The following is a 26066-nucleotide window of genomic DNA, read 5'->3' as shown; positions in this document are numbered from 1 at the left end:
GGAGAATGCGCAGTGTCGCAAATTTTCAAAAGGGACAAACAACAAGGGGGCGAATCTTCATCCGCCCCCTGCGTGTCCGCTTAGTCCTGCGGTTCTTCTTCGTCTGCGGCGGCATCCAGCGACTGATCGCCAGCCGTATCGTCGACATCGGCACCGAGCGTGCCGTCGAACGCCACGTCATCCTCGCCTTCCAGCTCCTCGCCTTCGACTTCCGATGGTTCCTGGACCCGCTCCAGCCCTACCAGCGTTTCATCGCTGGCCAGCTTGATCAGCGTCACGCCCTGGGTGTTACGACCCAGGCTCGACACCTCGTCGACCCGCGTACGCACCAGGGTGCCCTGGTCGGAGATCAGCATGATCTCCTCGCCATCGAGCACCTGGACCGCGCCGACCAGACGGCCGTTACGCTCGTTGCTGACCATGGCGATGACGCCCTGGCCGCCACGCTTGTACTCGGGGAACTCGCTGATGGCGGTGCGCTTGCCATAGCCGCGCTCCGAAGCCGTGAGGATCTGGCTGCCTTCTTCCGGGATCAGCATGGAAATCAGCTTCTGCCCTTCTGGCAGGCGCATGCCGCGCACACCGCGGGCGGTACGGCCCATGGCGCGGACATCGGATTCCTTGAAGCGTGTCACCTTGCCACCGTCGGAGAACAGCATGACCTCGCGCTCGCCGTCGGTAATGGCAGCGGAGATCAGTACGTCGCCCTCGTCCAGCTCCAGGGCGATCAAGCCGACGCTGCGCTGGCGGCTGAAGGATTCCAGCGGGGTCTTCTTGACGGTACCGTTGGCGGTCGCCATGAAGATGTAGTGGCCTTCGGTGTACTCCTCGACCGGCAACATGGTGGTGATGTACTCACCGTCGTCCAGCGGCAACAAGTTGACCAGCGGACGGCCACGGGCGGCACGGGAGGCCTCGGGGATCTCGTAGGTCTTGAGCCAGTACACCTTGCCCTTGCTGGAGAACAGCAGCAGCGTGGTGTGGCTGTTGGCGACCAGCAGGTGGGCGATGTAGTCCTCGTCCTTGACGCCTGTCGCCGACTTGCCCTTGCCGCCGCGGCGCTGGGCCTGGTAGGCAGCCAGCGGCTGGGTCTTGGCGTAGCCGCCGTGGGAAATGGTCACCACGCGGTCTTCTTCCGGGATCATGTCACCCAGGGTCAGGTCCAGGCGTGCGTCGAGGATCTCGGTGCGGCGCACATCGCCGTACTCGGCGCGGATCACTTCCAGCTCTTCGCGAATCACTTCCATCAGGCGCGTGGCGCTGTTGAGGATGCGGATCAGCTCGCCGATCTGGTTGAGGATCTCCTGGTACTCGGCCAGCAGTTTCTCGTGCTCCAGGCCGGTCAGGCGGTGCAGGCGCAGTTCCAGGATGGCCTGGGCCTGCTCCGGGGACAGGAAGTACTTGCCGTCACGCAGGCCGTATTGCGGATCGAGGTTTTCCGGGCGGCAGGAATCGGCGCCGGCGCGCTCGACCATGGTCATCACCGCGCTGGACTCCCAAGGGGTGCTGATCAGCGCTTCCTTGGCTTCCGACGGGGTTGGCGAAGCCTTGATCAGGGCGATCACCGGGTCGATGTTCGACAGGGCGACGGCCTGGCCTTCAAGGATGTGACCACGCTCACGAGCCTTGCGCAGCTCGAACACGGTCCGGCGGGTGACCACTTCGCGGCGGTGACGCACGAAGGCTTCCAGCAGGTCCTTGAGGTTCAGGATCCGCGGACGACCGTCGATCAGCGCAACGATGTTGATGCCGAACACGCTTTGCAGCTGGGTCTGGGCGTAGAGGTTGTTGAGGATCACCTCGGGTACTTCGCCGCGACGCAACTCGATCACGACGCGCATGCCGTCCTTGTCGGACTCGTCACGCAGCTCGGTGATGCCTTCGAGTTTCTTTTCCTTGACCAGCTCGGCGATCTTCTCGATCAGGCGGGCCTTGTTCAGTTGGTACGGCAGCTCGGTGATGACGATCTGCTGGCGGCCGCCGACCTTGTCGATGTCCTCGACGGTCGAGCGGGCACGCATGTAAATGCGCCCACGACCGGTGCGGTAGGCTTCGATGATGCCGGCACGCCCGTTGATGATCGCGGCGGTCGGGAAGTCGGGGCCGGGGATGTACTGCATCAACTCATCGACGCTCAGCTCGGGATTGTCGATGAGGGCCAGGCAACCGTCGATGACTTCACCGAGGTTGTGCGGCGGGATGTTGGTCGCCATGCCTACGGCGATACCGCTGGAGCCGTTGACCAGCAGGTTGGGGATACGGGTCGGCATGACCGCCGGGATCATCTCGGTGCCGTCGTAGTTCGGCACCCAGTCCACGGTTTCCTTGTGCAGGTCGGCCAGCAACTCGTGGGCCAGCTTGGTCATGCGCACTTCGGTGTATCGCATGGCCGCGGCGTTGTCGCCGTCCACCGAACCGAAGTTGCCCTGGCCGTCTACCAGCAGGTAGCGCAGGGAAAATGGCTGGGCCATCCGAACGATGGTGTCGTACACGGCGGTGTCACCGTGAGGGTGATACTTACCGATCACGTCACCGACGACACGGGCGGATTTCTTGTACGGCTTGTTGAAGTCGTTGCCCAGTTCGCTCATCGCGTACAGCACGCGCCGGTGCACGGGCTTCAAGCCATCGCGCGCATCCGGCAGCGCCCGCCCGACGATCACGCTCATTGCGTAGTCGAGGTAGGACTGTTTCAGCTCGTCTTCGATATTGACCGGTAGGATTTCTTTGGCCAGTTCGCCCATGAGAAGCCTGATTCCTTTTTCTGGTGAAACCTCGTCACATCCAGATAGGACGAACGAAGCTCGCCGCTGCCGAACAAATGCCGTGCAACGACTTACGACAAATCAACGAGTTATGCCATGGATCTGCGCAGTGAAGGCCGCCTCGCGAGGCAGCCTTGGAAACCGCCGGATGTTATCACAAGAGCCGCCACGCACCTATCCCCCAGATGCGCATGGTGCGTAGTTAGTTGACCGGTGACAGGCTGATACGGGATCAGAGGGCCTTAGAGGCGCTATGGATGGAGAACAAGAGCACAAATGCAAGGAATTTGTTGCCTGTAGAGGCCTCTTCGCGAGCAAGCCCGCTCCCACAGGGGAGTTGTGTATGCCAGGATGTCAGCCATAACACATTCCAGTGTGGGAGCGGGCTTGCTCGCGAAGGCAATGGATCAGACAACCCCAAATCTTCAATGCAACCGCTTGCGGCACATCAACTGCGCCAGTTTCGCCGTATCGGGACGCTCGACGATGCCCTTTTCCGTGACGATGACGTCGATCAGGTCCGCCGGGGTGACATCGAACCGCGGGTCGAAGGCCTCGACCCCGGCACCGATGCGCTGGCCATCCATCTCCAGCAATGCGCGCCCATCGCCGTCCTCGAGCACAATGTCCTCGCCGCAGGCCAGGCTCATGTCGATGGCCGAGCTCGGTGCCACCACCATGAAACGCACACCGTGATGCATCGCGCAGACCGCCAGTTGATACGTGCCGATCCGGTTCGCCACGTCACCGTTGGCGGCAATGCAGTCAGCCCCCACGATCAGCCAGGTCACGCCCTTGGTCTTCATGATATGGGCGGCGGCGGAGTCGGCGTTAACGGTCACCGCAAGGCCCTCCTCGGCCAGCTCCCAGGCGCTCAGGCGCGAGCCTGGCAGGCAAGGCCGGGTTTCATTGACATAGACACGCTCGACCATGCCTTCGATGAATGCGCCACGAATCACCCCCAGGGCGGTCCCGAAGCCGCCGGTGGCCAGGGCCCCGGCGTTACAGTGGGTAAGGATGGCCTGGGCGTTGCCCTGGTGCTTGCGGATCAGGTCGACGCCGAGCTGGGCCATGGTCAGGTTGGCCTCGCGATCGCTCTCATGGATCGCGATGGCTTCGGCCTCCAACACCGCCAGCGGTTCGGCGTGCTCCTTCAAGCGACCCAACCGATCACGCATCCGATCCAGCGCCCAGAACAGGTTCGCCGCCGTCGGCCGGGCGGCAGCCAGCACGGCAAAGTCGGCCTCCAATGCGGTCTGCCAGTCATCGCCCTGCATCCTCCGGGCACGGGCGGCGAGCACGACGCCGTACGCTGCACAAATGCCGATGACGGGCGCGCCACACACCACTCGCGCACCAATGGCGTCGGCCACTTCGGCGGCGCTGGTGCAGGCGATCCAGTTCTGCTCGAACGGCAATGCCCGCAGATCTTGCAAGTACAGGACGCCATCGCGCCAATCGATGGCCTTCACCTTCTCCGCAGCCAACAGTCGATCGCGCATCCCTCACCCCGCACTCATGAACAAAAGCCGCCGATTATAGCGATCCCTCTGCGAAGACGCTCGGGTATACTTCGCCATCCTTTATACCCCATGGAACCGCTCCACGATGCCCAAGCCTGCCGTTGCGCTCGACTTATTATTGCTACCGAGCTGGTTAGTGCCTGTCGAACCCGCCGGCGTAGTGCTCCAGAACCATGGCCTGGGCATTCGCGACGGTTGCATCGTATTTATCGGCCCGCGGGCAGAAGCCCTCAAGTGTGACGCCGCAGAGGTTCGCGAACTGCCCGGCATGCTCCTGGCCCCCGGCCTGGTCAATGCCCACGGGCACGCGGCCATGACGCTGTTCCGTGGCCTGGCCGACGACCTGCCCTTGATGACCTGGCTCGAGCAGCACATCTGGCCGGCCGAGGCCAAGTGGGTCGACGAGGATTTCGTTCGCGACGGCACCGATCTGGCGATCGCCGAGCACATCAAGGGCGGTATCACTTGCTTCAGTGACATGTATTTCTACCCCAAGGTGGCCAGCGAGCGCGTGCACAACAGCGGCATGCGCGCGCAACTGGCCATTCCGATCCTCGACTTCCCGATCCCCGGTGCGGCTAGCGCCGATGACGCCATTCGTCAGGGCATCGAGTTGTTTGGCGACCTCAAGCACCATCCACGGATCAAAATCGCATTTGGCCCCCATGCGCCCTACACCGTGGGCGACGAGAACCTGGAGAAAATCCGCGTGATCGCCGAGGAACTGGACGCGCCCATCCACATGCATGTCCACGAAACCGCCTTCGAAGTGCAGCAGGCTGTGGATAACACCGCCGAGCGACCGCTGGCGCGCCTGGGCCGGCTTGGCCTGCTGGGACCGCGCTTCCAGGCCGTGCACATGACTCAGATCAGCGATGAAGACCAGGCTTTACTGGTAGAAAGCAATTGCAGCGTGATCCACTGCCCGGAATCGAACCTGAAACTGGCCAGCGGTTTCTGCCCGGTGGAGCGTTTGTGGCAGGCGGGGGTCAATGTCGCCATCGGCACCGACGGCGCGGCCAGCAACAACGACCTGGACCTGCTGGGGGAAACCCGCACTGCCGCCCTGCTGGCCAAGGCTGTCGCTGGTTCCGCCACGGCCCTGGACGCCCATCGGGCGCTGCGCATGGCCACGCTCAATGGCGCACGGGCGCTGGGCATCGAGTCCACCGTGGGTTCGCTAGAAGTCGGCAAGGCCGCCGACCTGGTGGCCTTCGACCTGTCGGGCCTGGCGCAGCAGCCGATCTACGATCCCGTGTCGCAGTTGATCTACGCCTCGGGGCGCGACTGCGTGAAACACCTCTGGGTGGCCGGCAAGCCGTTATTGGAAGATGGCCGGCTGACGCGCCTCGACGAATCGCAATTGACCGCCACGGCCCAGGCCTGGGGGCGCCGCATCAGCGGCCACGACGAATAACCACGCCCCTTGAGCCACCGGGCTCGGGGCACCTGACTTTCCCAGCTTTTCGAGGATCTGCACATGAGCAACGTCGACCACGCCGAAATCGCCAAGTTCGAAGCCCTGGCCCATCGCTGGTGGGACCGTGAAAGCGAGTTCAAGCCGCTGCACGACATCAACCCACTGCGAGTCAACTGGATCGATGAACGGGTCAACCTGGCCGGCAAGAAGGTGCTCGACGTCGGCTGCGGCGGCGGCATCCTCAGCGAGGCCATGGCCCAGCGTGGAGCGACGGTGATGGGCATCGACATGGGGGAGGCGCCGCTGGCGGTGGCCCAGCTGCACCAGCTGGAATCCGGCGTCAACGTCGAATATCGGCAGATCACCGCCGAAGCCCTGGCCGAGGAAATGCCCGGCCAGTTCGACGTGGTGACGTGCCTGGAAATGCTCGAGCACGTGCCGGATCCGTCCTCGGTCATCCGCGCCTGTTTCCGCATGGTCAAGCCGGGCGGCCAGGTGTTCTTCTCCACCATCAACCGCAACCCGAAGGCCTATCTGTTCGCCATCGTCGGCGCCGAATACATCATGAAGCTGCTGCCCCGTGGCACCCACGACTTCAAGAAATTCATCCGCCCATCCGAGCTCGGCGCCTGGAGCCGCATGGCCGGCCTGACCGTCAAGGACATCATCGGCCTGACCTACAACCCGCTGACCAAGCACTACAAGCTGGCCGCAGACGTTGACGTCAACTACATGATCCAGACCCTGCGCGAGGAATAAGGCGATGCGTCTCAAAGCGGTTCTTTTCGACATGGACGGCACGCTGCTCGATACCGCGCCGGACTTCATCGCCATCTGCCAAGCCATGCGCGCCGATCGCGGCCTGCCACCGATGAACCCGCAGCACATCCGCGACGAGATTTCCGGCGGCGCCCGGGCAATGGTCGCGGTGACCTTCTCCATGGACCCGGAATCGCCCGGGTTCGAGGACTTGCGCCAGGAATTCCTCGACCGCTACCTCAAGGGTTGCGCCGTGCACAGCCATCTCTTCGACGGCATGGCCCAGGTGCTGGCCGACATCGAGGCCGCCAACCTGATCTGGGGCGTGGTCACCAACAAGCCGGTGCGCTTCGCTGAGCCGATCATGCAGCAACTGGGCCTGGCGCAACGCTCCAAAGTGCTGATCTGCCCCGACCATGTGACGAACAGCAAGCCCGACCCGGAACCGCTGACCCTGGCCTGCAAGATGCTCGACCTGGACCCGGCCAGCGTGTTGTTCGTAGGCGACGACCTGCGGGACATCGAGTCCGGCCGCAGCGCCGGCACCCGAACCTGCGCCGTGACCTACGGCTACATCCACCCGGACGACAACCCCAAGCACTGGGGCGCTGACGTGGTGATCGATCACCCGCTGGCGCTGCGCGAGGTGCTGGATAACGCGTTGTGCAGTTGCTGAGTTGACCGACGTTTTTTGTGTCAGGGAGCTACCTATGGCGTGGCGATCATCCGTGCCGAGAAAGCCGGTATCGTTGTGGCGAGGGAGCTTGCTCCCGCTCGGTTGCGCAGCAATCGCAAAAAAGCCGGGCCCGCTTCGCGGTCCAGCGGGAGCAAGCTCCCTCGCCACAGGCAAGCCTCCTGGCCACGAAAACGCCGGCGCCTTGGCACAGACACGCTCGTCATCGTCGCGACAGCTTCACCACCGATCCCAACCATAGTTACCGTGCTGCTTTATATTGTTGAGGTTTTCCATGTTTGATTATTCCGCCCGCCCCGACCTGCTCCAGGGCCGGGTCATCCTGGTCACCGGCGCCGGTCGCGGTATCGGGGCTGCCGCTGCCAAGGCCTACGCGGCCCATGGCGCCACCGTGCTGCTGCTGGGCAAGACCGAAGCCAACCTGACCCAGGTCTATGACGAAATCGAAGCGGCCGGCCATCCGCAGCCGGCGGTGATCCCGTTCAACCTCGAAACCGCCCTGCCCCATCAATACGATGAACTGGCGGCCATGATCGAGACCGAGTTCGGTCACCTGGACGGCTTGCTGCACAACGCCTCGATCATCGGCCCGCGCACGCCGCTGGAGCAGTTGTCCGGGGAGAACTTCATGCGGGTGATGCACATCAACGTCAACGCCATGTTCATGCTCACCAGCACCTTGCTGCCGCTGCTCAAGTTGTCCAAGGATGCGTCCGTGGTGTTCACCTCCAGCAGCGTCGGCCGCAAGGGCCGGGCGTACTGGGGCGCCTATGGCGTGTCCAAGTTCGCCACCGAGGGATTGATGCAGACCCTGGCCGACGAAGTCGACAGCGTTGCCGCCGTGCGCGCCAACAGCATCAACCCGGGTGCCACCCGCACCAGCATGCGCGCCCAGGCCTACCCTGGGGAAAACCCGCTCGACAACCCGACGCCCGAGGCAATCATGCCGGTGTACCTCTACCTGATGGGGCCGGACAGCACAGGTGTGAACGGCCAGGCCTTCAACGCCCAGTAACACCGGGCTCGCGTCGCGACGACTTCCCGTCGCGACGCGCCTTTGCACGGCACGCAGCCAGGCGAAACGCCAAACCCTCGTCACCTCAGTGCCTCTCGGCAACTTGAAGCGCACCCACAAGACCTTGATTTCCCATCGGTTTTTATTGAAATGAACCGAATGGCACGACTTTCGCTCTAAATATCCTCAAAACACGCCATGTTCGGCGGGTAACGGACGTTGAGACGAGACTTAGCCAGCCAGGGAAAGCCGACTAAACTCCTATCAGAGTCCTACGGGACTGATGGACCAGTACGACGCGCAGCCCAAAGCCGCCACACCCAGCCTGCCGGGACAGATTTAGCTTAGGGGCTAACGCCATATGAAAACGCCCATGCAGATGAACGCGATTGATTTTGACAGCGCCAAGTTGCAGCGCCTGGGCCTCGGCCAGCCGTCGCCGCTCGCGGCGCGCTCTGTCAGCCTGTCGCAATTGCGCCAGCAACTGGGCCAGCAATTGCAGACCAGCCTGGAGCCGCAACGCATCCTGGGCTTGTTCTTCCGCGAGGTTCAGCGGCTCGTGCCCCTGGACGCATTGGCGTATCAACACAAGCCGAGCGATCTGCGCCTGGAGTTCGGCCAGCGTGGGCACCACACCGTCAGCTATAACCTCAGCCACGAAGGCGAACACTTGGGCGAACTGGTGTTTCGCCGCAACCAACGCTTCACCGACGCGGAACAGGCCGACCTGGAAGCGATGCTTTCCACGCTCTTGTATCCACTGCGCAATGCCTTGCTCTACCGCGCGGCGACCCAGAGCGCCCTGCGCGACCCCCTGACCGGCACCGGCAACCGCATCGCGATGGACCAGACGCTGACCCGGGAAATCGACATGGCCAAGCGTCATTCGCAGCCCCTGTCGTTGCTGATGCTGGACATCGACCACTTCAAGCATATCAACGACAACCACGGTCACAGCGTCGGCGATGACGTGCTCAAGGCCGTGGCCGAGTCGATCAAGAATCAACTGCGCAATGTGGACATGGTGTTTCGGTTCGGAGGCGAGGAGTTTCTGATCCTGCTGGCCAACACCAGCCGAGACGCCGCGGCCAGGGTGGGTGAACGCCTGCGTCATACCGCCCAGGTCCAGGATTACTTCGCCGGGGGCACCCGGATCGAACTCACCGTCAGCCTAGGCTGCGCCACTCTGCTGCCCGGCGAATCAGCCGAAAGCCTGTTGCGGCGGGCCGACAGCGCGCTGTATGTGGCCAAGCGCGAAGGGCGCAATCGGTTGGCAATGGCGGGTTGAAGCAAATCAGGTGAACAACACAGTCACCTGGAGGAGGAGCCTGCTCGCGATGAGGGCCTGCCAGCCAACCTCCCCGTTGACTCTGCAGACTATCGCGAGCTGACCCACTCCCACAGGGGTTCAGCTATGTCCGGGAAATGACTCAGCTGCCGGCCAGCGCGAGGCGCTCACGGTTGACTGGCGACTTGCCCACGGACTCCGAGTGTTCCAGTTGCATGCAACGCTCCAGGAACAGGTACATGTAGTCATAGCTCTTGCACACGGCCTGACGCAGCTCCGTTTGCAGGGCCTTGCTCGGGTTCATGCCCGCCAGCGTAACGATGATCTCCAGGGCTTCCCAAGGATGGGCATCGTCGTACTGGGCGTGCATCTTCAGCCACTTCATCGCCCGCTTGCGTTCCTCTTCGGCGAATGCCGCCGCGTAGACGCCGGTGGAGCACACCAAGGCCGACCACTCCCCAGTGGCGCCCTCGATGGCATAGTTGGTCGCGGCGATGGCCACGATCAGCGAGTCCGACGAACTGGTGTGCCAGCACCAGTGGCTCAGCGCATGAAGCTCCGGAGGCACTTGCTGGGCCTGCAGGTCTTCGAGGGTCACGCCATGGGCGGCGCTCCAATTGACCCAGTAGTCGGCATGGTTGAGTTCGACACGGATATTACGCATCAGCCAACGACGGGCCATGTCCTCGCCGGGGTGGCGGGCAAAGCGGGTCTTGGTGAGGTTCTGTGCCATGTATAAGGCGAACTGTTCAACGACCGGCCAACCACCAATGAGGTAGTGGCGCATGGTCTTGGCACTGAGCTTGTTATCGCGCATGCGCTGATACAGCTCGTGTTCGACAACCCGGCGCTTGCTCTCGCTGCAATCGATAATGAGCTGCTGTGCCCATTTCGGATAGCTTTGGGCCTCCATGAGCGGGCCTGTTCGGTTGAATGTGTCGATCACTGTCTGGCTCCTTTTGATTGTGATTTTCCGGATCAACAAGAGGTTCAGCGGAACGTGCCGGGGGCCTTGAATAACAACGGCTGGGGCCGGGCCGGCCTACATTGCAACGTGTCGCAGGTAAACAATTGCGGGCGTTCAATCACATACCCTTGAGCGTAATCCACCCCGATTTCCAGCAATGCCTGCTCGATCTGGGTGGTTTCAACAAACTCGGCAATCGTGCGCTTACCCATGACGTGGCCGATATGATTGATCACTTCGACCATTGCACGGTTAATCGGGTCGTCCAGCATATCCTTTACGAAACTCCCGTCGATCTTCAGGAAGTCTACAGGTAAATGTTTCAGGTAAGCGAATGAAGACATTCCGGCGCAAAAGTCATCCAGCGAGAAGTAACAACCCAAGCTCTTGAGTTCATTGATAAAGCGGATCGCACTGCCCAAATTCGAAATAGCGCTGGTCTCGGTAATTTCAAAACAAATCATTTCCGGGGGGATCGAGTAGGCCGCGAATTGTTTACGCAAGAAGTCGAGGAAAGCCTGATCTCCGATAGTCGTGCCTGACAGATTAATCGCACACATGGCCATCGGTGCCTGCCGTGACTCATTCAGGCATTGGCGAATGACCTTGAACACGTTCTCCACCACCCAGCGGTCCAGGGAGGTCATCAGGCCATAGCGCTCCGCCGCGGGAATGAAGCTGTCGGGCAGGATCATCCGCCCGGCCTCATCGTGCAGCCGCAACAGGATTTCGATGTGCCCACCGCCATGGTCGCTAGGCCCTAACGCGGCGATTTCCTGGGCGTAGAGGCAGAAGCGGTTTTCCTCCAGGGCCATGTGCAGGCGCTGGACCCAGGCCATCTCGCCAAAGCGCAGGGACAGCTCCGAGTCGTCGGCATGGTAGACCTGGACCCGGTTGCGGCCCTTCTCCTTGGCCATGTAGCAGGCCATGTCGGCGGCCCGCAAGGAGGCCTCCAGGGTCGTCGGGGTCTGGGCGATGTGCACCAGGCCGATGCTCACCGTGGTCACGAACGGCCGGCCCTTCCAGACGAAATGCAGGTTCTGCACGGTCTGGCGCAGCCCCTCGGCGATCTTTTCCGCGGCCTCCGGCGAACAGTTTTCCAGCAGGATCCCGAACTCGTCCCCGCCCAACCGGGCCAGGGTGTCATTTTCCCGCAGCCCCGATTGCAGCAACGCGCAGATGTGCCGCAACAACTCGTCGCCCGCGGCGTGGCCGCAGGTGTCGTTGACCAGCTTGAACTGGTCCAGGTCGAGGAACATCAAGGCATGGCGACCGACCTGGCGGGTGAGGTTGTGCAGGGCCTGTTCGAGCCGGTATTCGAACTCCCGGCGGTTGGCCAGGCCGGTCAATGCGTCATGGGTGGCTTGCCAGGACAGGTTGGCGATGTACTGGCGCTCCTGGGTCATGTCGTGCAGCACCAGCACGGCGCCGCTGACGTTGCCCGCGTGGCGGATCGGCGCGCCCACCAGCGTGACCGACACGGTGCTGCCGTCCAGGCGCTGGATCAGCTTGGAGTGTTCGCTGGCACCGCTGAGCCGTCCGCTGAGAATGTGCTCGATCAGGGTCAGCCCTTCCGCCTGGGCGTTGTCATCGAGCAAATTGAACAGCGCCGCCAGGGGCAGCCCCATGGCATGTTCGGCTTTCCAGTGGGTCATCGCCTCGGCGGCGGGGTTCATGTAGGCGATGGCTCCCTCGACGTCGGTGGTGATCACGCCGTCGCCGATCGATTGCAGGGTAATCTGGGCCCGCTCCTTCTCCAGTTGCAACGCATTGGCAAAAACCTGCCGCTGGGCCAGCAATTTGTGGGTACGCAACAACGCCAGGACGATCAACCCCAGAGCGGTGGCGAAGTTGGTCACCAGCAACAGCCGCAGGATGAAGCGCGAGCCCTCGCCCAACGCATCGCTGAATGCCTTGGCCGCCGGAGTGACGGAATCGTTGATGGCAAAGATCCGCGCCTTCCAGCCGCGGACATCGACCTCCGTCGCCTGGCCCGCGCTGATGCTGGCGTGCATTTGCTGGGCAACGTTATCCAGCTCGATCAGGTAGCCATCCCCCACCGTCCACAGGTCGATGGCCTCTTCCAAGTAGCTGAAATGACGAAAATTCAGATACAGCCAGATCAGGCTCGCCACGTCGTCCGGGTGATTGCCGCCCTTGAGGATGGCGGTCCTGGCCGCTTCCAGGTCCGGCGGCTGGCGGTCCAGGGCCACCCGCAGCTCATGCCCGCCCTCGGGAACGGCGATGGCTTGCTGGTACTTGAGGAAAATGGCTTCGTCGCGGCTGTCGGCATAGAGGTTGAGGTAATAGATGGCGTCTTTCTGCCCCTTGGACCAGAGGCTCTCCCCCGCCACGTAACCGCGAACCGCCGACAATACGTAGAGACTCACGCCACCGAGCAATGCCTGAAATAGCACAACGGCAATAAAGGGCCAGACGATGCCCAACAATCGAGGCGTTCCGAGAGTCCGTTTTTGCTTCATGAGGTCCCTTGCACAGGCGTTGCCGATAAGCACCCGCGAGAAATCCGCTGCTAATTCCAGAGCCTAGGCTAGTTTTCGATCCTTGGAACGCCGGTGGGAAGAATCGAGGGGTTTTAACTGGAAATTCAGTGAACTCGGGGGTGTTTGGCTGATTTTTTTTCGATACTAAGCACAGAAAAGTGCCGGAAACTCAAGGCTGCTGTATCTGTTGCAAGTGACCGTAGAGTCGAGCGTACAAGCCACCTTCGGCAATCAGCTGCAAATGGTCGCCGTCCTCGGCGATCTGCCCACCATCGAACACCAGCACGCGGTCGGCCTGTTTCACCGCGGAGAGCCGATGGGCGATGATCAGCGTGGTGCGCCCGCGCAGGAAACGCGCCAGGGCCTGGTGGAGGTTGTACTCGGTGGCAGCGTCCAGCGCTGACGTGGCTTCATCGAGGATCACCACCCGCGGATCCGCCAATACCATGCGGGCGATGGCCAGCCGTTGCCGCTGACCACCGGACAGCCGAACCCCGGAACGCCCGACGACACTGTCCAACCCCTGGGGCAGCGCACGCACGGTGGCATCGAGCTGGGCGATCTCCAGGGCTCGCCAACAGGCCTCGTCGGTGCACTCGCGGCCCATGGTGAGGTTGGCGCGCACCGTGTCGTTGAACAGCGCCGGATGCTGCAACACCACCGCGACATTCTCCCGGATGGTCTCCAGGCCAATCTCGTGTTGCGTCGCCCCGCCGAAACGGATGCTGCCCGCCTGCGGCGTATACAAGCCCAGCAGCAGTTGCACCAGCGTGCTCTTGCCGCCGCCACTGGCCCCGACGATGGCGACTTTCTCCCCAGGCAGGATGGACAGGTTCAACTGGTTGAGCACCAGTTCCTCGCCATAGCCGAAATCCAGCCCCTGAATGTCGATGCCCACCGTGTCACGGCCCTTGAACGGGTCGCTGCCGCCGGGGTACTGCGGCTCGTCGGCACGGGCCAACAGCTCATTGATCCGCGACAGCGCACCGCCCGCCGCGTAAAAGGCGTACTGCAGATTGAGCAACTGCTCCACCGGGCCGATCATGAACCACAGGTAGCTGAACACCGCCAGCATCTGCCCGATCGACAAGTCCGAAAACAGCACGGTGAGCATCGCCGCGGCGCGAAAGATATCGATGCCGAACTGGAACAGAAGGCCGGTGGCGCGGCTGGACGCGTCGGTTTTCCACTGCGAACTCACGGCGTAATCGCGAACTTCCCTGGCCCGCATGCCCAGGCGCCCGAGGAAAAAGCCCTGGCGATTACCGGCGCGCACTTCCTGGATGGCGTCCAGGGTTTCCGTCAGGGCCTGGGTGAAGCGCGAGGTGCTGTCGTTTTCCAGCTTCTTGAGGTGCTTGACCCTTTTCCCCAATTGCACCGTGGCGTAGATCACCAACGGGTTGAACAACAGGATCAGCAGCGCCAGTTTCCAGTGCATCCACACCAGGATCCCGGCGGTGCCCACCAGGGTCAGCATCGCCACCAGGAAACGGCTGAGGGTTTCACCGACGAACTTGTCGACGGTGTCCAGGTCGGTGACCAGGTGCGCCGCCACGGTGCCGCTGCCCAGGCTTTCGTACTCGCCGAGGGAAATGCGCTTGAGCCGCTCGATCAGGCGGATGCGGATGCGATAGACGATGTCCTTGGCCAACCGGGCGAACAGCCGCGCCTGCAACACGTTGAAGAGCAATGCGCCGCAACGCAGCACCAGGGTCGCCAACAGCATCAGCCCGATGTAGCCGGCCGCCTGTTGCCACCCGGCGGGCAACAGCTGGTTCATCACGTTCAAGGCCGCATCGCCGCGCCCCAACAGCACTTCGTCCACCAGCAGCGGCAGGAGCAATGGAATCGGCACGCTGCACAGCGTCGCCAGCACGGCCACGCCGTTGGCGATCCACAGGGCTTTCTTGTGCTTGAGGGCCAGGCGACGGATTTCGGCCCAGCTCAACCGATCGATACGTTGCGGGGCCGCCGGGGGTTCGGGCCGATCAGGCACAGGCCGCGCGCTCCAGCCAGCGACCGAGCAAGGGCGAGAGCAATTCCAGAGGCTGGTAGCCATTGGTCAACAACGCCAACTGGCCGTCACGCTCGGCCAGCAGCGTGGGGAACCCGGCAATCCCCAGGTCCTGCACCCAGGTGAAATCCGCGGCGGTGGCCGCATGCTGGTCGGCGCGATCGAAAGCCGCGGCAAACTCGATGCGCGGCAGCCCGGCCTGTTCGGCCAATTCCACCAGGACGCTGGCGTGGGTGACGTCGCGGCCCTGCACGTAAAACGCCTGCTGGATCAGCTTCAGCAACTTGAAGGCCAGGTCCGGCGCCAGGGTGCGGGCGGTGACCACGGCGCGGCAGGCCGGCTCGGTGTCGTAGACAAAACCGTCCGGCAGCGCGCCTTCAAGCGTGAACGGCTGGCCGGTGGCCTGGGTGACCGCCTGCCAGTGTTCGAGAATGTAGCGTCGGGTCGTCGGCTCCAGCGCCGACCCGCTGCCGGTGCGCAAGCCGCCCACCACCAGGTGCAACTCCACCCCCGCCGCCTGCGCCTGCTCCACCAGCGCCTCGGCCACCGGTGCAAAACCCCAGCACCAGGAACACATCGGGTCCATTACATAGAGCAGGCGTGGCGCCATGGTTCAAGCCTCGGAAGATGACTGCTTGTAGTTGTAGCCGATCGGGTGCGGCAGGTTGCGGGCCTTGGCCAGTTCGATCTGCTTTTGCCGGTCGATGGCGCTGCGGCGGGTTTTCTCGCTCAGCGTGTCCCAGCAATGCGGGCAACTGATGCCCGGCACATAGTGCTCCGAAGCACGGTCTTCGACGCTGACCGGCGTACGACAGGCATGACACTGATCGTAGTCGCCTTCGCTGAGGTCGTGGCGAACGGTGACGCGGTTATCGAACACGAAACAGTCGCCACGCCACTTGGATTGTTCCTGGGGCACTTCTTCAAGGTACTTGAGGATGCCGCCCTTGAGGTGGTAGACCTCCTCGAAACCCTCGCCGAGCATGTAACTGGAGGCTTTCTCGCAGCGGATGCCGCCGGTGCAGAACATGGCGACTTTCTTGTGGCGCGCCGGATCGAAATGGGCCTTGATGTACTCGGGGAACTCGCGAAAGCTGGTGGTCTTGGGGTCGATGGCCCCTTCGAAGGTGCCGATGGACACTTCGTAGTCGTTGCGGGTGTCGATCAACAGCACCTGCGGATCGCTGATCAGCGCATTCCAGTCCTGCGGCTCGACGTAGGTGCCGACCTGCTTGTTCGGGTCCACGCCTTCGACGCCGAGGGTGACGATTTCTTTCTTCAGCTTGACCTTGGTGCGATAGAACGGCTGCTCGTCGCAGTACGACTCTTTATGGTCGATGTCGACCATGCGTGGATCGTTCTTGAGCCAGGCGAGCAACCCGTCGATGCCCTCGCGGGTGCCGGAGACCGTGCCGTTGATGCCTTCCTCGGCGATCAGCAGGGTGCCTTTGATGCCGTTATCGAGCATGGCCTTGAGCAGGGGCTCGCGCAGTTCGACGTAGTCTTCAAGGGTGACGAACTTATACAGTGCCGCCACGACAATGGGTTGTGTCATGGGTGTTTCTCCAGGTGGCTACCCTCGCAAAGGGTGAACCGGATGCGAAAAAAAACGCGCCCTTGCAGGCGCGTTGCGGATTCTAGCAAATACACGGTGGCTTTAGGAGCACACCTGTGGCGAGGGAGCTAGCTCCCGCTCGGCGGCGAAGCCGTCGCCTGCGTTATTCAGGGGGGACCGCTTCGCGGTCCAACGGGAGCAAGCTCCCTCGCCACAGCAAGCTCCCTGGCCACGGAAAGCGCCTTCACCACGGCAAGTTTCCTCGCCACAGTGCCTGAATCAGTGCTTGCTGCCACCTGCACAGGTCGGCGAAGCCGGGGCGGCGTCGATCTGCGCCCACTCCTCGGGGGTGTAGGTGTGCAGCGCCAACGCGTGGAACTCGCCCATCAGCTCGCCCAGCGTGCCGTAGACCTTCTGGTGGCGCTTGACGCGATTGAGCCCCTCGAACTGCCGGCTGACCACCACGGCCTTGAAGTGGGTCTGTAGCCCACGGCTGTGCATGTGGCTTTCATCCAGCACTTGCAGGTGCTCGGGCTGCAACAGCCCGAGGGTCGATTCGATGCGTTGCTGCATGCTCATACCGGGCTCCGCTTACGGCTTTTTCTTGGCCGGCGCGGCGGCTTTTGGCTCGAGCTCGGCGGTCATGTCCGCCAGCAGCTTGTTGACCACCGGCACCGCGCTTTCAAGCTTGGCCTGGGTCAACTGGGCCGATTGCTGGGTCAGCTGCGGCATTTTTTCCAGGACTTTCTTGCCCAGCGGCGACTGGTAGAACGCCACCAGATCCTTGAGCTCCGACTCGCTGAAGTTGCTGGTGTAGAGCTTGACCATGTCCGGCTTGAGCTTGTTCCAGCCGATGGCCTGGTCCAGCGCGGCGTTGGCCTTGGCCTGGTAGGTTTCCAGGGTGGCTTTCTTCGACTCGGGGGCCTTGGTCTGTTCAAAGCGCTGGGCAAACATCTGCTGCACTTGCATGTACACCGGGGTGCCCAGTTTGTCAGCGTGCGCCAGGGTCAGGAACGCTTCGGCGCTGGCGTTATGGCTGGCGGTATCGGCGAAAACAGGGCCGCTGGCACATACCAGAGCAACTGCGGTACAGATGGCACGAAGACGGGTCATCGAGTTTCCTTTCATTACAGGCGAGGTAAAACCCCAAGGGCGACCATTCTGCGCCTAATAAACGCCGGGCCTCAACCCCGACGCTTGTTGGGTCCGATTGACGGGCCGGACTCACCGCCCCTAGATTGACGGAACCGGCGCTGCCCAATCGGGCCTAAACTGCGCATTCAGTCTTAAAGGAGTTTGACCCGATGAGCCGTACCGAAACCGACAGCCTGGGCCAGGTTGAAGTCCCTGACGACGCCTACTGGGGCGCCCAGACACAGCGGTCCATGATCAACTTCGCCATCGGCAATGAACGCATGCCGCTGTCGGTGCTGCATGCCCTGGCGCTGATCAAGAAAGCCGCCGCGCGGGTCAATGACCGCAACGGCGACCTGCCCGCCGACATCGCCCGGCTGATCGAACAGGCCGCCGATGAAGTGCTCGACGGCCAGCATGACGACCAGTTCCCGTTGGTGGTCTGGCAGACTGGCAGCGGCACCCAGAGCAACATGAACGTCAACGAAGTGATCGCCGGGCGCGCCAACGAGCTGGCGGGCAACCCCCGCGGCGGCAAGACCCCGGTGCACCCGAACGATCACGTCAACCGCTCCCAGAGCTCCAACGACTGCTTCCCCACCGCCATGCACATCGCCGCGGTGCAGGCCGTCCACAAGCAACTGTTGCCGGCCATCAGCGAATTGTCCGGCGGGCTGGCGGAACTGGCGGCGCGCCACCTGAAGCTGGTCAAGACCGGCCGCACCCACATGATGGACGCCACACCCATTACCTTCGGCCAGGAACTGTCGGCGTTCATTGCCCAGCTCGATTACGCCGAACGGGCGATCCGTGCCGCATTGCCAGCGGTGTGCGAACTGGCCCAGGGCGGCACGGCGGTGGGCACCGGGCTCAATTCGCCCCATGGCTTTGGCGAAGCGATCGCGGCCGAACTCGCGGCACTTTCCGGCCTGCCGTTCGTCACCGCGCCGAACAAGTTTGCCGCGCTGGCGGGCCATGAACCGCTCACCGCGTTGTCCGGCGCGCTGAAAACCCTGGCGGTGACCCTGATGAAAATCGCCAACGACCTGCGCCTGCTGGGCTCCGGGCCACGGGCCGGGTTCGCCGAGGTGAAATTGCCGGCCAACGAACCGGGCAGCTCGATCATGCCTGGCAAGGTCAACCCGACCCAATGCGAAGCCCTGTCGATGCTCGCCTGCCAGGTGATGGGCAACGACGTCACCATCGGCTTCGCCGCCAGCCAGGGTCACTTGCAGTTGAACGTGTTCAAGCCGGTGATCATCCACAACCTGCTGCAATCGATCCAGTTGCTGGCCGATGGCTGCAGCAACTTCCAGCAGCACTGCATCGCCGGCCTCGAACCGGATGCCGAGCAGATGGCCGCGCACCTGGAACGTGGGCTGATGCTGGTGACCGCGCTGAACCCGCACATCGGCTACGACAAGTCCGCCGAAATCGCCAAGAAGGCCTACAGTGAAGGGCTGACCTTGCGTGAGGCAGCGTTGCAGCTGGGGTACCTGACCGATGAAGAGTTCGATGCCTGGGTGAGGCCGGAAAACATGCTGGAAGCCGGCAGCCAGGGCTGAGTGTGGCGTGACTGGCGGGTCCTCATCGCGAGCAGGCTCGCTCCCACAGTTGGATCTTCATCACGTACACATTTCGTGTCCGGCCGGGATTCCCTGTGGGAGCGAGCTTGCTCGCGATAAGGCCAGTAAGCTCAACATTTTCTGCGCCTGCCATGCCGCCATCGCGAGCAAGCTCGCTCCCACAGGGGAACTGTGCCTCCTATCGTTCTACAACCATCCGCTGCCGTCGGGCCCTGAGCCCGGCGATCAGCGAAGGCCCCAGCGCGACCAGCGCCGAGCCCACTACCACCAGCACCGCCCCGCCATACCCCAGCAGGTTGATCTGCTCGGCATGCACGTAGTCGGGCCACCACCAGGCCGCCAACGCCACGGCGGCGAAGGTCACCAGCGGCGTAATCGCCAGGGTCGCACTGACCCGTGACGCCTCCCAGTGCGCCAGGGCTTCGGCGAATGCGCCATAGGCGATCAGGGTGTTGAGGCAGCAGGCCAACAGCAGCCAACCTTGTACCGGGCTCAACTGCAGCGCTTCGAAAGGATGGACCCAGGGCGTGAGCAGCAACGCGCAGAAGAGGTAGATCACCATCATCACCTGCAGTGAATTCCACACCGTCAGCAATTGCTTCTGCCCCAGGGCATAGAAGGTCCAGACCGTGGACGCCAGCAACACCAGCAGAACCCCGGCGGTGTACTCACTCAGCGAGGTGAGCAACTCCACGAGGCGCTGGTTGAAGAACAGCGCGAAACCGATCAACAGCACCGCCAGGCCGATGCCCTGGCCGATGCTGAAGCGCTCCTTGAACACGAACAGGCTGGCGACCAGCAGCATGATCGGGCCCATCTGCACCACCAGTTGCGCCGTGCCGGGGCTCAGGCGGTTCAGGCCCATCAGGTACAACACGTAGTTGCCCACCAGACCCAGCACCGCCATCGCCACCAGCCAGCCGCCCTTGGGGCCGAGCACCCGGCGACTGGGCAAACGACGGGTAGCCGCCAGGTAGATGAACAACAGGCCGCCGGACACCAACAGGCGAAACCAGGTCACGGTGACCGGGTCCATCACGTGCAGCACTTGCTTGAGCTTGATCGGCAGGATTCCCCATAACAGGGCGGTCAGCAGGGCGAGAAACAGGCCGTAGACCCAGCGACCGGATGAAATATGCATGCAATCCTCGAAGCCCAGGACAAAAGAGCGTCTATTCTAGGCATGGATCACTGGGCAACACAGGGACAGTTGGTCACTAACAGTTCATGATGACGGATGGCACATTGCCGCCTATCGGCTGCCCGAGCGCCCGCCAGCCACAACACATAAACTTCACTCCATCAGCTTTCGCCTTCCTTTGGAGCCGCTCATGCTTGGCAAACGTGCCGAAGACGTCGTCCCCGCGATGGTCTTCCCCAGTGATCGAATTTGCCGGGTGAACGGCCAATTTTATTTCAACACCCGGGAAGGCACGCATGAGGGGCCGTTCCCCGATCGTGAAACAGCGGAACGCGAGGTCGCGGCGTACATCGAGCGCATGCTGCAACTGCCGCAAGTCGTGGGCTGAGCGCTGCCAGAAAAGCTCAACTCCCCCATGACAGGCAGCTTGTTGAGACGACAGAGCTTGCTGTAGCAAGACGCTTGCTATGGCGAGACGCTTGCTGTGGCGAGGGAGCTTGCTCCCGCTGGGCCGCGAAGCGCCCCCCTTCTTGCCCCCCGTACCGTAGAAGGATTGACGACTACGCAGTCGAGCGGGAGCAAGCTCCCTCGCCACAAAACCTCTGTTAGTCGAGGTTATCCAACCGCCTCGAACAACCCCGTCGCCCCCATCCCACCGCCCACACACATGGTCACGACGCCGTAGCGCAGGTTACGCCGCTGCAGTTCGCGCACCAGATGCCCCACCTGCCGCGAGCCGGTCATGCCGAACGGGTGCCCGATGGAAATCGAGCCGCCGTTGACGTTGTACTTCTCGCTGTCGATCTCCAACCGATCGCGGCTGTACAGGCACTGGGAGGCGAAGGCTTCGTTGAGTTCCCACAGGTCGATATCGGCCACCTGCAAACCCTTGGCCTTGAGCAGCTTGGGCACCGAGAACACCGGGCCGATGCCCATTTCGTCGGGCTCGCAACCGGCCACGGTAAAGCCACGGAAAAACGCCTTGGGCTTGAGCCCCAGCGCCAGGGCTTTCTCCAGGCTCATCACCAGGGTCATCGAGGCACCGTCGGACAGTTGCGACGAGTTGCCCGCCGTGACCGAACCGTCCTCGGCAAACACCGGTTTCAGCCCGGCCAGGCTTTCGTAGGTGGTGTCCGGGCGGTTGCAGTCGTCATGGTCGACCACGCCGTCGAGGATCTGCACCGCGCCGGTGTGTTTGTCTTCAACCCGGTACTTGACCGGCATCGCAATGATTTCGTCGGCGAACAGCCCGGCGGCCTGGGCCTTGGCGGTGCGTTGCTGGCTCTGCAAGGCGTAGCGGTCTTGCGCCTCGCGGCTGACCTGGTAACGGCGCGCGACGACCTCGGCCGTCTGGCCCATGGGGAAGTAAATCCCCGGCACCTGCTCCTTGAGCAGCGGGTTGATCAGGTTATCGGTGTTGACGCTCTTCATCGTCAGACTGATGGACTCCACGCCGCCGGCCACGATGATGTCGCTGCAGCCAGAGGCGATCTGGTTGGCGGCGATGGCGATGGCTTGCAGGCCGGAAGAGCAGAAACGGTTGAGGGTCATGCCGGCGGTGCCGGTGCCCAGTTGCGAGAGCACCGCGACGTTGCGGCCGATGTTGTAGCCCTGGGCGCCTTCATTGGAGCCGGCACCGACGATGCAGTCCTCGACGCTGGCCGGGTCGAGGTCATTGCGCGCCAACAACGCGTTGACGCAATGCGCCGCCATGTCGTCCGGGCGGGTCATGTTGAACTTGCCGCGAAAAGACTTGGCCAGGCCGGTTCGTACGCTATCGACGATCACCACTTCACGCATGGCGGTACTCCATTGTTGTTGTCGGTTGAGAGTGGATCGAGCATAGATCCACTGCATAACCGACCGCGACAATCATTCACCTCGCGTATGCGCCGCCATCGGCCTATTTCCTGGATTTGCGTTTGCGCGCCTGCTTGTCGGCGCGCTCGAATGCGTTCTCCAGCGCCTGGTTCAGAGTGCGCAACACCTTGACCCGGGCCCAACGCTTGTCGTTGGCCTCCACCAGTGTCCAGGGGGAAATCTCGGTGCTGGTGCGGTCCACCATGTCACACACCGCGGACCGGTAGGCGTCCCACTTGTCGCGGTTGCGCCAATCGTCCTCGGTGATCTTGAAACGCTTGAACGGGATCTCCTCACGCGCCTGGAAACGTTCCAGCTGGGTTTCCTTGTCGATGGCCAGCCAGAACTTGACCACCACCACGCCGGCGTCGGCGATCTGCTCCTCGAAATCGTTGATCTCGCCGTAGGCCCTCAGCCAGTCGGCCCGGCTGCAAAAGCCCTCGACCCGTTCCACCAGCACCCGGCCATACCAGGAACGGTCGAACACGGTGAACTTGCCCCGTGCCGGCAGATGCCGCCAGAACCGCCACATGTAGGGATGGGCGCGCTCCTCCTCGGTGGGCGCGGCGATCGGCACGATGCGGTATTGGCGCGGATCGAGGGCCGCCGCGACCCGCCGGATCGCGCCGCCCTTGCCCGCCGCATCGTTGCCTTCGAACACCGCCACCAGCGCATGCCGGCGCATGCGTTTGTCCCGCAGCAGGCCGGCGAAACGCGCCTGCTCGGTAATCAGTTGTTCTTCGTAGTCGTCCTTTTCCAGGCGCAGGGTCATGTCCAGGCTGTCGATCAACGTCACCTGGTCGTCCAGTGCCGGCAGCGGCGCCACGGCGACCTTTTCCGGCTTGACCTTCGGTCGGTCCAACGCCTGGCGCAAGCCTTCGAGCAGAATCCGCCCCACCGTCAGGCTGCGATAACAGCTGTCCACGCCCTCGATCACGTGCCAGGGCGCGTAGTCGCGACTGGTGCGGCGCAAGACGCGCTCGCCGTATTTGACGAACTTGTCGTAGGTCTGCGATTGCTGCCAGTCCAGCGGGCTGATGCGCCAACTGTGCAGCGGATCATCCTTGAGCCCCTTGAGCCGGGCTTTCATCTGTTTCTTGGACAGGTGAAACCAGAACTTGAAGATCAACGCGCCTTCGTCGCAAAGCATTTTTTCCAGGCGCTCGGCGGCGTTGATCGCCTGGTCGAGCCGCGGATCCTTGAACTCGCCATGGACCCGCCCCTGCAGCATCTGGCTGTACCAGTTGCCAAAGAAGATCCCCATGCGCCCCTTGGCCGGGAGCATCCGCCAGTAGCGCCAGGCCGGAGGATGCGCCAGTTCCTCGTCGGTCTGCTGGTCGAAGGTGCGCACTTCGATCAGCCGCGGGTCCATCCACTCATTGAGCAACTTCACCGTCTCACCCTTGCCCGCGCCTTCGATGCCGTTGATCAGCACGATGACCGGAAAACGGCCCTGCTGCTGCAACTCGAATTGCGCTTCGAGCAGCGCTTCACGCAGGGCCGGCACCTCGGCCTCGAAGGTGTCTTTGTCGATGACGTGACCGATTTCAGCGGATTCAAACATGGGCAACTCCTTCCAAGGATCAGCCAAGACTAGCGGATTGGATACCCTGCGGTGTAGCACCAGGCAGGATCATTCCCTACGCCTGGCATGACAATGCCTGTACGCACGCGCCGCGTTCGACTATGCGAATCAGCTAGAATGGCTTCCCCGTTTTCACCGAGCCTGCCATGACGCCCATCCAGCAACACGCCCAACTCGACTGGGACGACCAGGGTCGCCCGCGTTCGCGGGTGTTCGACGACGTGTATTTTTCCGATCAGTCGGGGCTGGATGAAACCCGCTACGTATTCCTTGAGCAAAACCAACTGGCCGAGCGCTTCGCCGCGCTGCCCGAGGACGGGCGCCTGGTGATCGGCGAAACCGGGTTCGGCACCGGCCTGAACTTCCTCTGCGCCTGGCAACTGTTCGAGCAGTGCGCACCGGCCGGGGCGCGGCTGCATTTCGTCAGCGTCGAGAAGTACCCCTTGAGCCCCGAAGACCTGCGTCGCGCCCTGGCCCTCTGGCCGCAGCTTCAAGCCCAGGCGCAGCAGTTACTGGACCAGTACGTCGCCATCCACCAGGGTTTCCAACGCCTGGTCCTGGCCAATGGCCGAGTGACGCTGACCTTGCTGATCGGTGATGCGTTGGAACAACTTCCGCAACTCGATGCCCGCATCGACGCGTGGTTCCTCGACGGATTCGCACCCGCCAGGAACCCCGAGATGTGGACGGCCGAGCTGTTCGCCGAACTGGCGCGGCTGGCGGCCCCGGGATCGACCCTCAGCACCTTCACCAGCACCGGTTGGGTTCGGCGGTTGCTGAACGCGGCAGGTTTCAAGATGAAACGCACGCCCGGCATTGGCCATAAATGGGAGATCCTGCGCGGTGTGTTCCTGGGCTGGCCGGAACAGACGCCGGCGCCGTCCACGGCAAAGCCCTGGTACGCCCGCCCCGCGGCCTTCGGCGGCGAGCGTCGGGCATTGGTGATCGGTGGCGGCCTGGCCGGTTGCGCCAGTGCCGCCAGCCTCGCCGCGCGGGGCTGGCAGGTGACGCTGCTGGAACGACACGCCGGGTTGGCCGAAGAGGCGTCGGGCAATCCACAGGGCGTGCTGTACCTCAAGCTGTCGGCCCACGGCACCGCGCTGTCGCAGATGATCCTCAGCGGCTTCGGCTACACCCGCCGCCTGTTGGAGCACCTGCAACGGGGCGTCGACTGGGACGGCTGCGGCGTCCTGCAACTGGCCTTCAATCACAAGGAAGCCGAGCGCCAGACGCAACTGGCCGAGGCGTTCCCCGCTGACTTGCTGCACCCCCTGGCGCAGCCCGAGGCACAAAGGCTGTCAGGCATCGGCCTGGCCTGCGGTGGTCTGTTTTATCCCGAAGGCGGCTGGGTGCATCCGCCGGCGTTGTGCCGCTGGCAGGCCTCGGGCACCGCGATCGAGGTGCAAGCGCACCATGACGTGCTGCAATTGCGCCGCGTCGATGGCCAGTGGCAAGCGTGGGACAGTCAACGCTGCCTGGCCAGCGCGCCGGTGGTGATCCTCGCCAGTGCCGCCGAAATCAAGCGTTTCGAACCGGCCGCCGGATTGCCCCTCAAGCGCATTCGCGGGCAAATCACCCGGCTGCCGCAAACCGCGCGCAGCCAGGACCTGGCGACCGTGGTCTGCGCCGAAGGCTACGTGGCGCCGCCGCGTCTGGGCGAGCACACCCTGGGCGCCAGCTTCGACTTCAACAGCGACGACCTGACCCCCACCGCTGCCGAACACGCCGGCAACCTGCAGATGCTCGAAGAAATCTCCGAGGACCTGCTCGAACGCCTCGGCGCCGCCACCCTGGACCCGCAACGGCTCGAAGGCCGCGCGGCGTTCCGTTGCACCAGCCCGGACTACCTGCCGATCGTGGGGCCCCTGGCTGACAACCAGGCCTTCCACGAGGCTTACCACGCCTTGGGCAAAGACGCCCGGCAAGTGCCGGACACCCCCTGCCCCTGGCTCGACGGCCTCTACGTGAACAGCGGCCACGGCTCGCGCGGCCTGATCACCGCGCCCCTGTCGGGCGAACTGATCGCCGCCTGGCTCGACGACGAACCCCTGCCGCTGCCCCGAAGCGTGGCCGAGGCCTGCCACCCGAACCGCTTCGCGTTGCGAGCGTTGATTCGGGGCAAGGCCTGAGCTGTATATCCCTGTGGAAGCGAGGCTGAACCGGCCTAGTGAATAGCGCCCCGAAGGAACGTCAGTTGATACAAAAAAGATATAAGATCCCCCCGTTCCGCCGACATTCTGCCGACCGCTCAACCGA

The 26066-nt window shown here is 63.1% G+C and carries 20 protein-coding genes; 8 read left to right on the top strand and 12 right to left on the bottom strand.

Features of this window, described 5'->3' with window-relative positions; all coding sequences use genetic code 11:
• Positions 1–80 precede the first annotated feature (80 nt).
• Together gyrA and mtnA are read right to left on the bottom strand one after the other, a co-directional pair.
• Positions 81–2744, bottom strand: coding sequence for a DNA gyrase subunit A (gyrA, locus tag AD664_RS11055; protein ID WP_053146536.1), 2664 nt, complete (start codon positions 2742–2744; stop codon positions 81–83).
• A gap of 446 nt (positions 2745–3190) precedes the next feature.
• The gene (gene mtnA, locus AD664_RS11050; protein WP_053146535.1) at positions 3191–4267 is read right to left on the bottom strand and encodes an S-methyl-5-thioribose-1-phosphate isomerase; all 1077 of its coding nucleotides are present in this window, start codon (positions 4265–4267) and stop codon (positions 3191–3193) included.
• A 106-nt stretch (positions 4268–4373) separates the two neighbouring features.
• On the opposite strand from mtnA, the gene AD664_RS11045 reads away from it, so the two are divergent.
• The 5 genes from AD664_RS11045 (at position 4374) to AD664_RS11025 (ending at position 9464) form a co-directional block, all read left to right on the top strand.
• Positions 4374–5705, top strand: a complete 1332-nt coding sequence (locus tag AD664_RS11045) for a TRZ/ATZ family hydrolase (protein WP_053146533.1) — start codon at positions 4374–4376, stop codon at positions 5703–5705.
• Between the two features lie 63 nt (positions 5706–5768).
• On the top strand, positions 5769–6467 hold the full coding sequence (gene ubiG, locus AD664_RS11040) for a bifunctional 2-polyprenyl-6-hydroxyphenol methylase/3-demethylubiquinol 3-O-methyltransferase UbiG (protein ID WP_042728087.1): 699 nt from the start codon (positions 5769–5771) through the stop codon (positions 6465–6467).
• A gap of 4 nt (positions 6468–6471) precedes the next feature.
• Complete coding sequence (gene mupP, locus AD664_RS11035) at positions 6472–7143, top strand: N-acetylmuramic acid 6-phosphate phosphatase MupP (protein ID WP_047737590.1); 672 nt, start codon at positions 6472–6474, stop codon at positions 7141–7143.
• 292 nt (positions 7144–7435) lie between these two features.
• On the top strand, positions 7436–8176 hold the full coding sequence (locus tag AD664_RS11030; protein WP_042731748.1) for a YciK family oxidoreductase: 741 nt from the start codon (positions 7436–7438) through the stop codon (positions 8174–8176).
• A 361-nt stretch (positions 8177–8537) separates the two neighbouring features.
• Complete coding sequence (locus tag AD664_RS11025; protein ID WP_053146531.1) at positions 8538–9464, top strand: GGDEF domain-containing protein; 927 nt, start codon at positions 8538–8540, stop codon at positions 9462–9464.
• Between the two features lie 142 nt (positions 9465–9606).
• On the opposite strand, the gene AD664_RS11020 is transcribed toward AD664_RS11025, so the two are convergent.
• From AD664_RS11020 to AD664_RS10990, 7 genes are all read right to left on the bottom strand, one after another.
• The gene (locus AD664_RS11020) at positions 9607–10377 is read right to left on the bottom strand and encodes a TenA family transcriptional regulator (RefSeq protein ID WP_371260955.1); all 771 of its coding nucleotides are present in this window, start codon (positions 10375–10377) and stop codon (positions 9607–9609) included.
• Positions 10378–10454: 77 nt separating this feature from the next.
• Complete coding sequence (locus AD664_RS11015; RefSeq protein WP_053146529.1) at positions 10455–12914, bottom strand: EAL domain-containing protein; 2460 nt, start codon at positions 12912–12914, stop codon at positions 10455–10457.
• Positions 12915–13104: 190 nt separating this feature from the next.
• Positions 13105–14994, bottom strand: a complete 1890-nt coding sequence (locus AD664_RS11010) for an ABC transporter ATP-binding protein (protein WP_371260954.1) — start codon at positions 14992–14994, stop codon at positions 13105–13107.
• Positions 14924–15559 (bottom strand): DsbA family protein, encoded by a 636-nt coding sequence (locus AD664_RS11005; protein WP_053146526.1) that lies wholly within the window; start codon positions 15557–15559, stop codon positions 14924–14926. Before AD664_RS11005 ends, AD664_RS11010 begins: the two co-directional genes overlap by 71 nt.
• 3 nt (positions 15560–15562) lie before the next feature.
• Entirely contained in the window at positions 15563–16504 is a 942-nt protein-coding gene (locus tag AD664_RS11000; RefSeq protein ID WP_053146524.1) for a rhodanese-related sulfurtransferase, read from the bottom strand.
• A gap of 279 nt (positions 16505–16783) precedes the next feature.
• Positions 16784–17083 (bottom strand): BolA family transcriptional regulator, encoded by a 300-nt coding sequence (locus AD664_RS10995; RefSeq protein ID WP_041024552.1) that lies wholly within the window; start codon positions 17081–17083, stop codon positions 16784–16786.
• Positions 17084–17095: 12 nt separating this feature from the next.
• The gene (locus AD664_RS10990) at positions 17096–17617 is read right to left on the bottom strand and encodes a DUF2059 domain-containing protein (RefSeq protein ID WP_042732949.1); all 522 of its coding nucleotides are present in this window, start codon (positions 17615–17617) and stop codon (positions 17096–17098) included.
• 191 nt (positions 17618–17808) lie between these two features.
• Between AD664_RS10990 and AD664_RS10985 the strand changes: the two genes are divergently transcribed.
• The gene (locus AD664_RS10985; protein WP_053146522.1) at positions 17809–19203 is read left to right on the top strand and encodes a class II fumarate hydratase; all 1395 of its coding nucleotides are present in this window, start codon (positions 17809–17811) and stop codon (positions 19201–19203) included.
• Between the two features lie 199 nt (positions 19204–19402).
• On the opposite strand, the gene AD664_RS10980 is transcribed toward AD664_RS10985, so the two are convergent.
• Positions 19403–20365, bottom strand: a complete 963-nt coding sequence (locus AD664_RS10980; RefSeq protein ID WP_053146521.1) for a DMT family transporter — start codon at positions 20363–20365, stop codon at positions 19403–19405.
• A gap of 190 nt (positions 20366–20555) precedes the next feature.
• On the opposite strand from AD664_RS10980, the gene AD664_RS10975 reads away from it, so the two are divergent.
• Positions 20556–20753: a DUF6316 family protein gene (locus AD664_RS10975; RefSeq protein ID WP_047737600.1), complete on the top strand. Its 198-nt coding sequence runs from the start codon at positions 20556–20558 to the stop codon at positions 20751–20753.
• A gap of 227 nt (positions 20754–20980) precedes the next feature.
• Here the strand turns inward: AD664_RS10975 and AD664_RS10970 are convergent, their stop codons facing one another.
• The gene (locus AD664_RS10970; RefSeq protein WP_053146520.1) at positions 20981–22165 is read right to left on the bottom strand and encodes a thiolase family protein; all 1185 of its coding nucleotides are present in this window, start codon (positions 22163–22165) and stop codon (positions 20981–20983) included.
• Positions 22166–22268: 103 nt separating this feature from the next.
• Positions 22269–23789, bottom strand: a complete 1521-nt coding sequence (pap, locus tag AD664_RS10965; protein WP_053146518.1) for a polyphosphate:AMP phosphotransferase — start codon at positions 23787–23789, stop codon at positions 22269–22271.
• Positions 23790–23956: 167 nt separating this feature from the next.
• On the opposite strand from pap, the gene mnmC reads away from it, so the two are divergent.
• Positions 23957–25939 (top strand): bifunctional tRNA (5-methylaminomethyl-2-thiouridine)(34)-methyltransferase MnmD/FAD-dependent 5-carboxymethylaminomethyl-2-thiouridine(34) oxidoreductase MnmC, encoded by a 1983-nt coding sequence (mnmC, locus tag AD664_RS10960; RefSeq protein WP_053146516.1) that lies wholly within the window; start codon positions 23957–23959, stop codon positions 25937–25939.
• The last annotated feature ends 127 nt before the right edge of the window (positions 25940–26066 follow it).

It is taken from the genome of Pseudomonas sp. P97.38, from assembly GCF_001269745.1.
Taxonomy (GTDB): Bacteria; Pseudomonadota; Gammaproteobacteria; order Pseudomonadales; family Pseudomonadaceae; genus Aquipseudomonas; species Aquipseudomonas chlororaphis_E.
This window is presented reverse-complemented; position numbering and strand designations above follow the sequence as displayed.

Coding starts and splice junctions, on each gene's coding strand:
- gyrA (WP_053146536.1), bottom strand. CDS start 2,744: ATGGGCGAACTGGCCAAAGAAATCCTACCGGTCAATATCGAAGACGAG.
- mtnA (WP_053146535.1), bottom strand. CDS start 4,267: ATGCGCGATCGACTGTTGGCTGCGGAGAAGGTGAAGGCCATCGATTGG.
- AD664_RS11045 (WP_053146533.1), top strand. CDS start 4,374: ATGCCCAAGCCTGCCGTTGCGCTCGACTTATTATTGCTACCGAGCTGG.
- ubiG (WP_042728087.1), top strand. CDS start 5,769: ATGAGCAACGTCGACCACGCCGAAATCGCCAAGTTCGAAGCCCTGGCC.
- mupP (WP_047737590.1), top strand. CDS start 6,472: ATGCGTCTCAAAGCGGTTCTTTTCGACATGGACGGCACGCTGCTCGAT.
- AD664_RS11030 (WP_042731748.1), top strand. CDS start 7,436: ATGTTTGATTATTCCGCCCGCCCCGACCTGCTCCAGGGCCGGGTCATC.
- AD664_RS11025 (WP_053146531.1), top strand. CDS start 8,538: ATGAAAACGCCCATGCAGATGAACGCGATTGATTTTGACAGCGCCAAG.
- AD664_RS11020 (WP_371260955.1), bottom strand. CDS start 10,377: ATGGAGGCCCAAAGCTATCCGAAATGGGCACAGCAGCTCATTATCGAT.
- AD664_RS11015 (WP_053146529.1), bottom strand. CDS start 12,914: ATGAAGCAAAAACGGACTCTCGGAACGCCTCGATTGTTGGGCATCGTC.
- AD664_RS11010 (WP_371260954.1), bottom strand. CDS start 14,994: ATGGCTACCAGCCTCTGGAATTGCTCTCGCCCTTGCTCGGTCGCTGGC.
- AD664_RS11005 (WP_053146526.1), bottom strand. CDS start 15,559: ATGGCGCCACGCCTGCTCTATGTAATGGACCCGATGTGTTCCTGGTGC.
- AD664_RS11000 (WP_053146524.1), bottom strand. CDS start 16,504: ATGACACAACCCATTGTCGTGGCGGCACTGTATAAGTTCGTCACCCTT.
- AD664_RS10995 (WP_041024552.1), bottom strand. CDS start 17,083: ATGAGCATGCAGCAACGCATCGAATCGACCCTCGGGCTGTTGCAGCCC.
- AD664_RS10990 (WP_042732949.1), bottom strand. CDS start 17,617: ATGACCCGTCTTCGTGCCATCTGTACCGCAGTTGCTCTGGTATGTGCC.
- AD664_RS10985 (WP_053146522.1), top strand. CDS start 17,809: ATGAGCCGTACCGAAACCGACAGCCTGGGCCAGGTTGAAGTCCCTGAC.
- AD664_RS10980 (WP_053146521.1), bottom strand. CDS start 20,365: ATGCATATTTCATCCGGTCGCTGGGTCTACGGCCTGTTTCTCGCCCTG.
- AD664_RS10975 (WP_047737600.1), top strand. CDS start 20,556: ATGCTTGGCAAACGTGCCGAAGACGTCGTCCCCGCGATGGTCTTCCCC.
- AD664_RS10970 (WP_053146520.1), bottom strand. CDS start 22,165: ATGCGTGAAGTGGTGATCGTCGATAGCGTACGAACCGGCCTGGCCAAG.
- pap (WP_053146518.1), bottom strand. CDS start 23,789: ATGTTTGAATCCGCTGAAATCGGTCACGTCATCGACAAAGACACCTTC.
- mnmC (WP_053146516.1), top strand. CDS start 23,957: ATGACGCCCATCCAGCAACACGCCCAACTCGACTGGGACGACCAGGGT.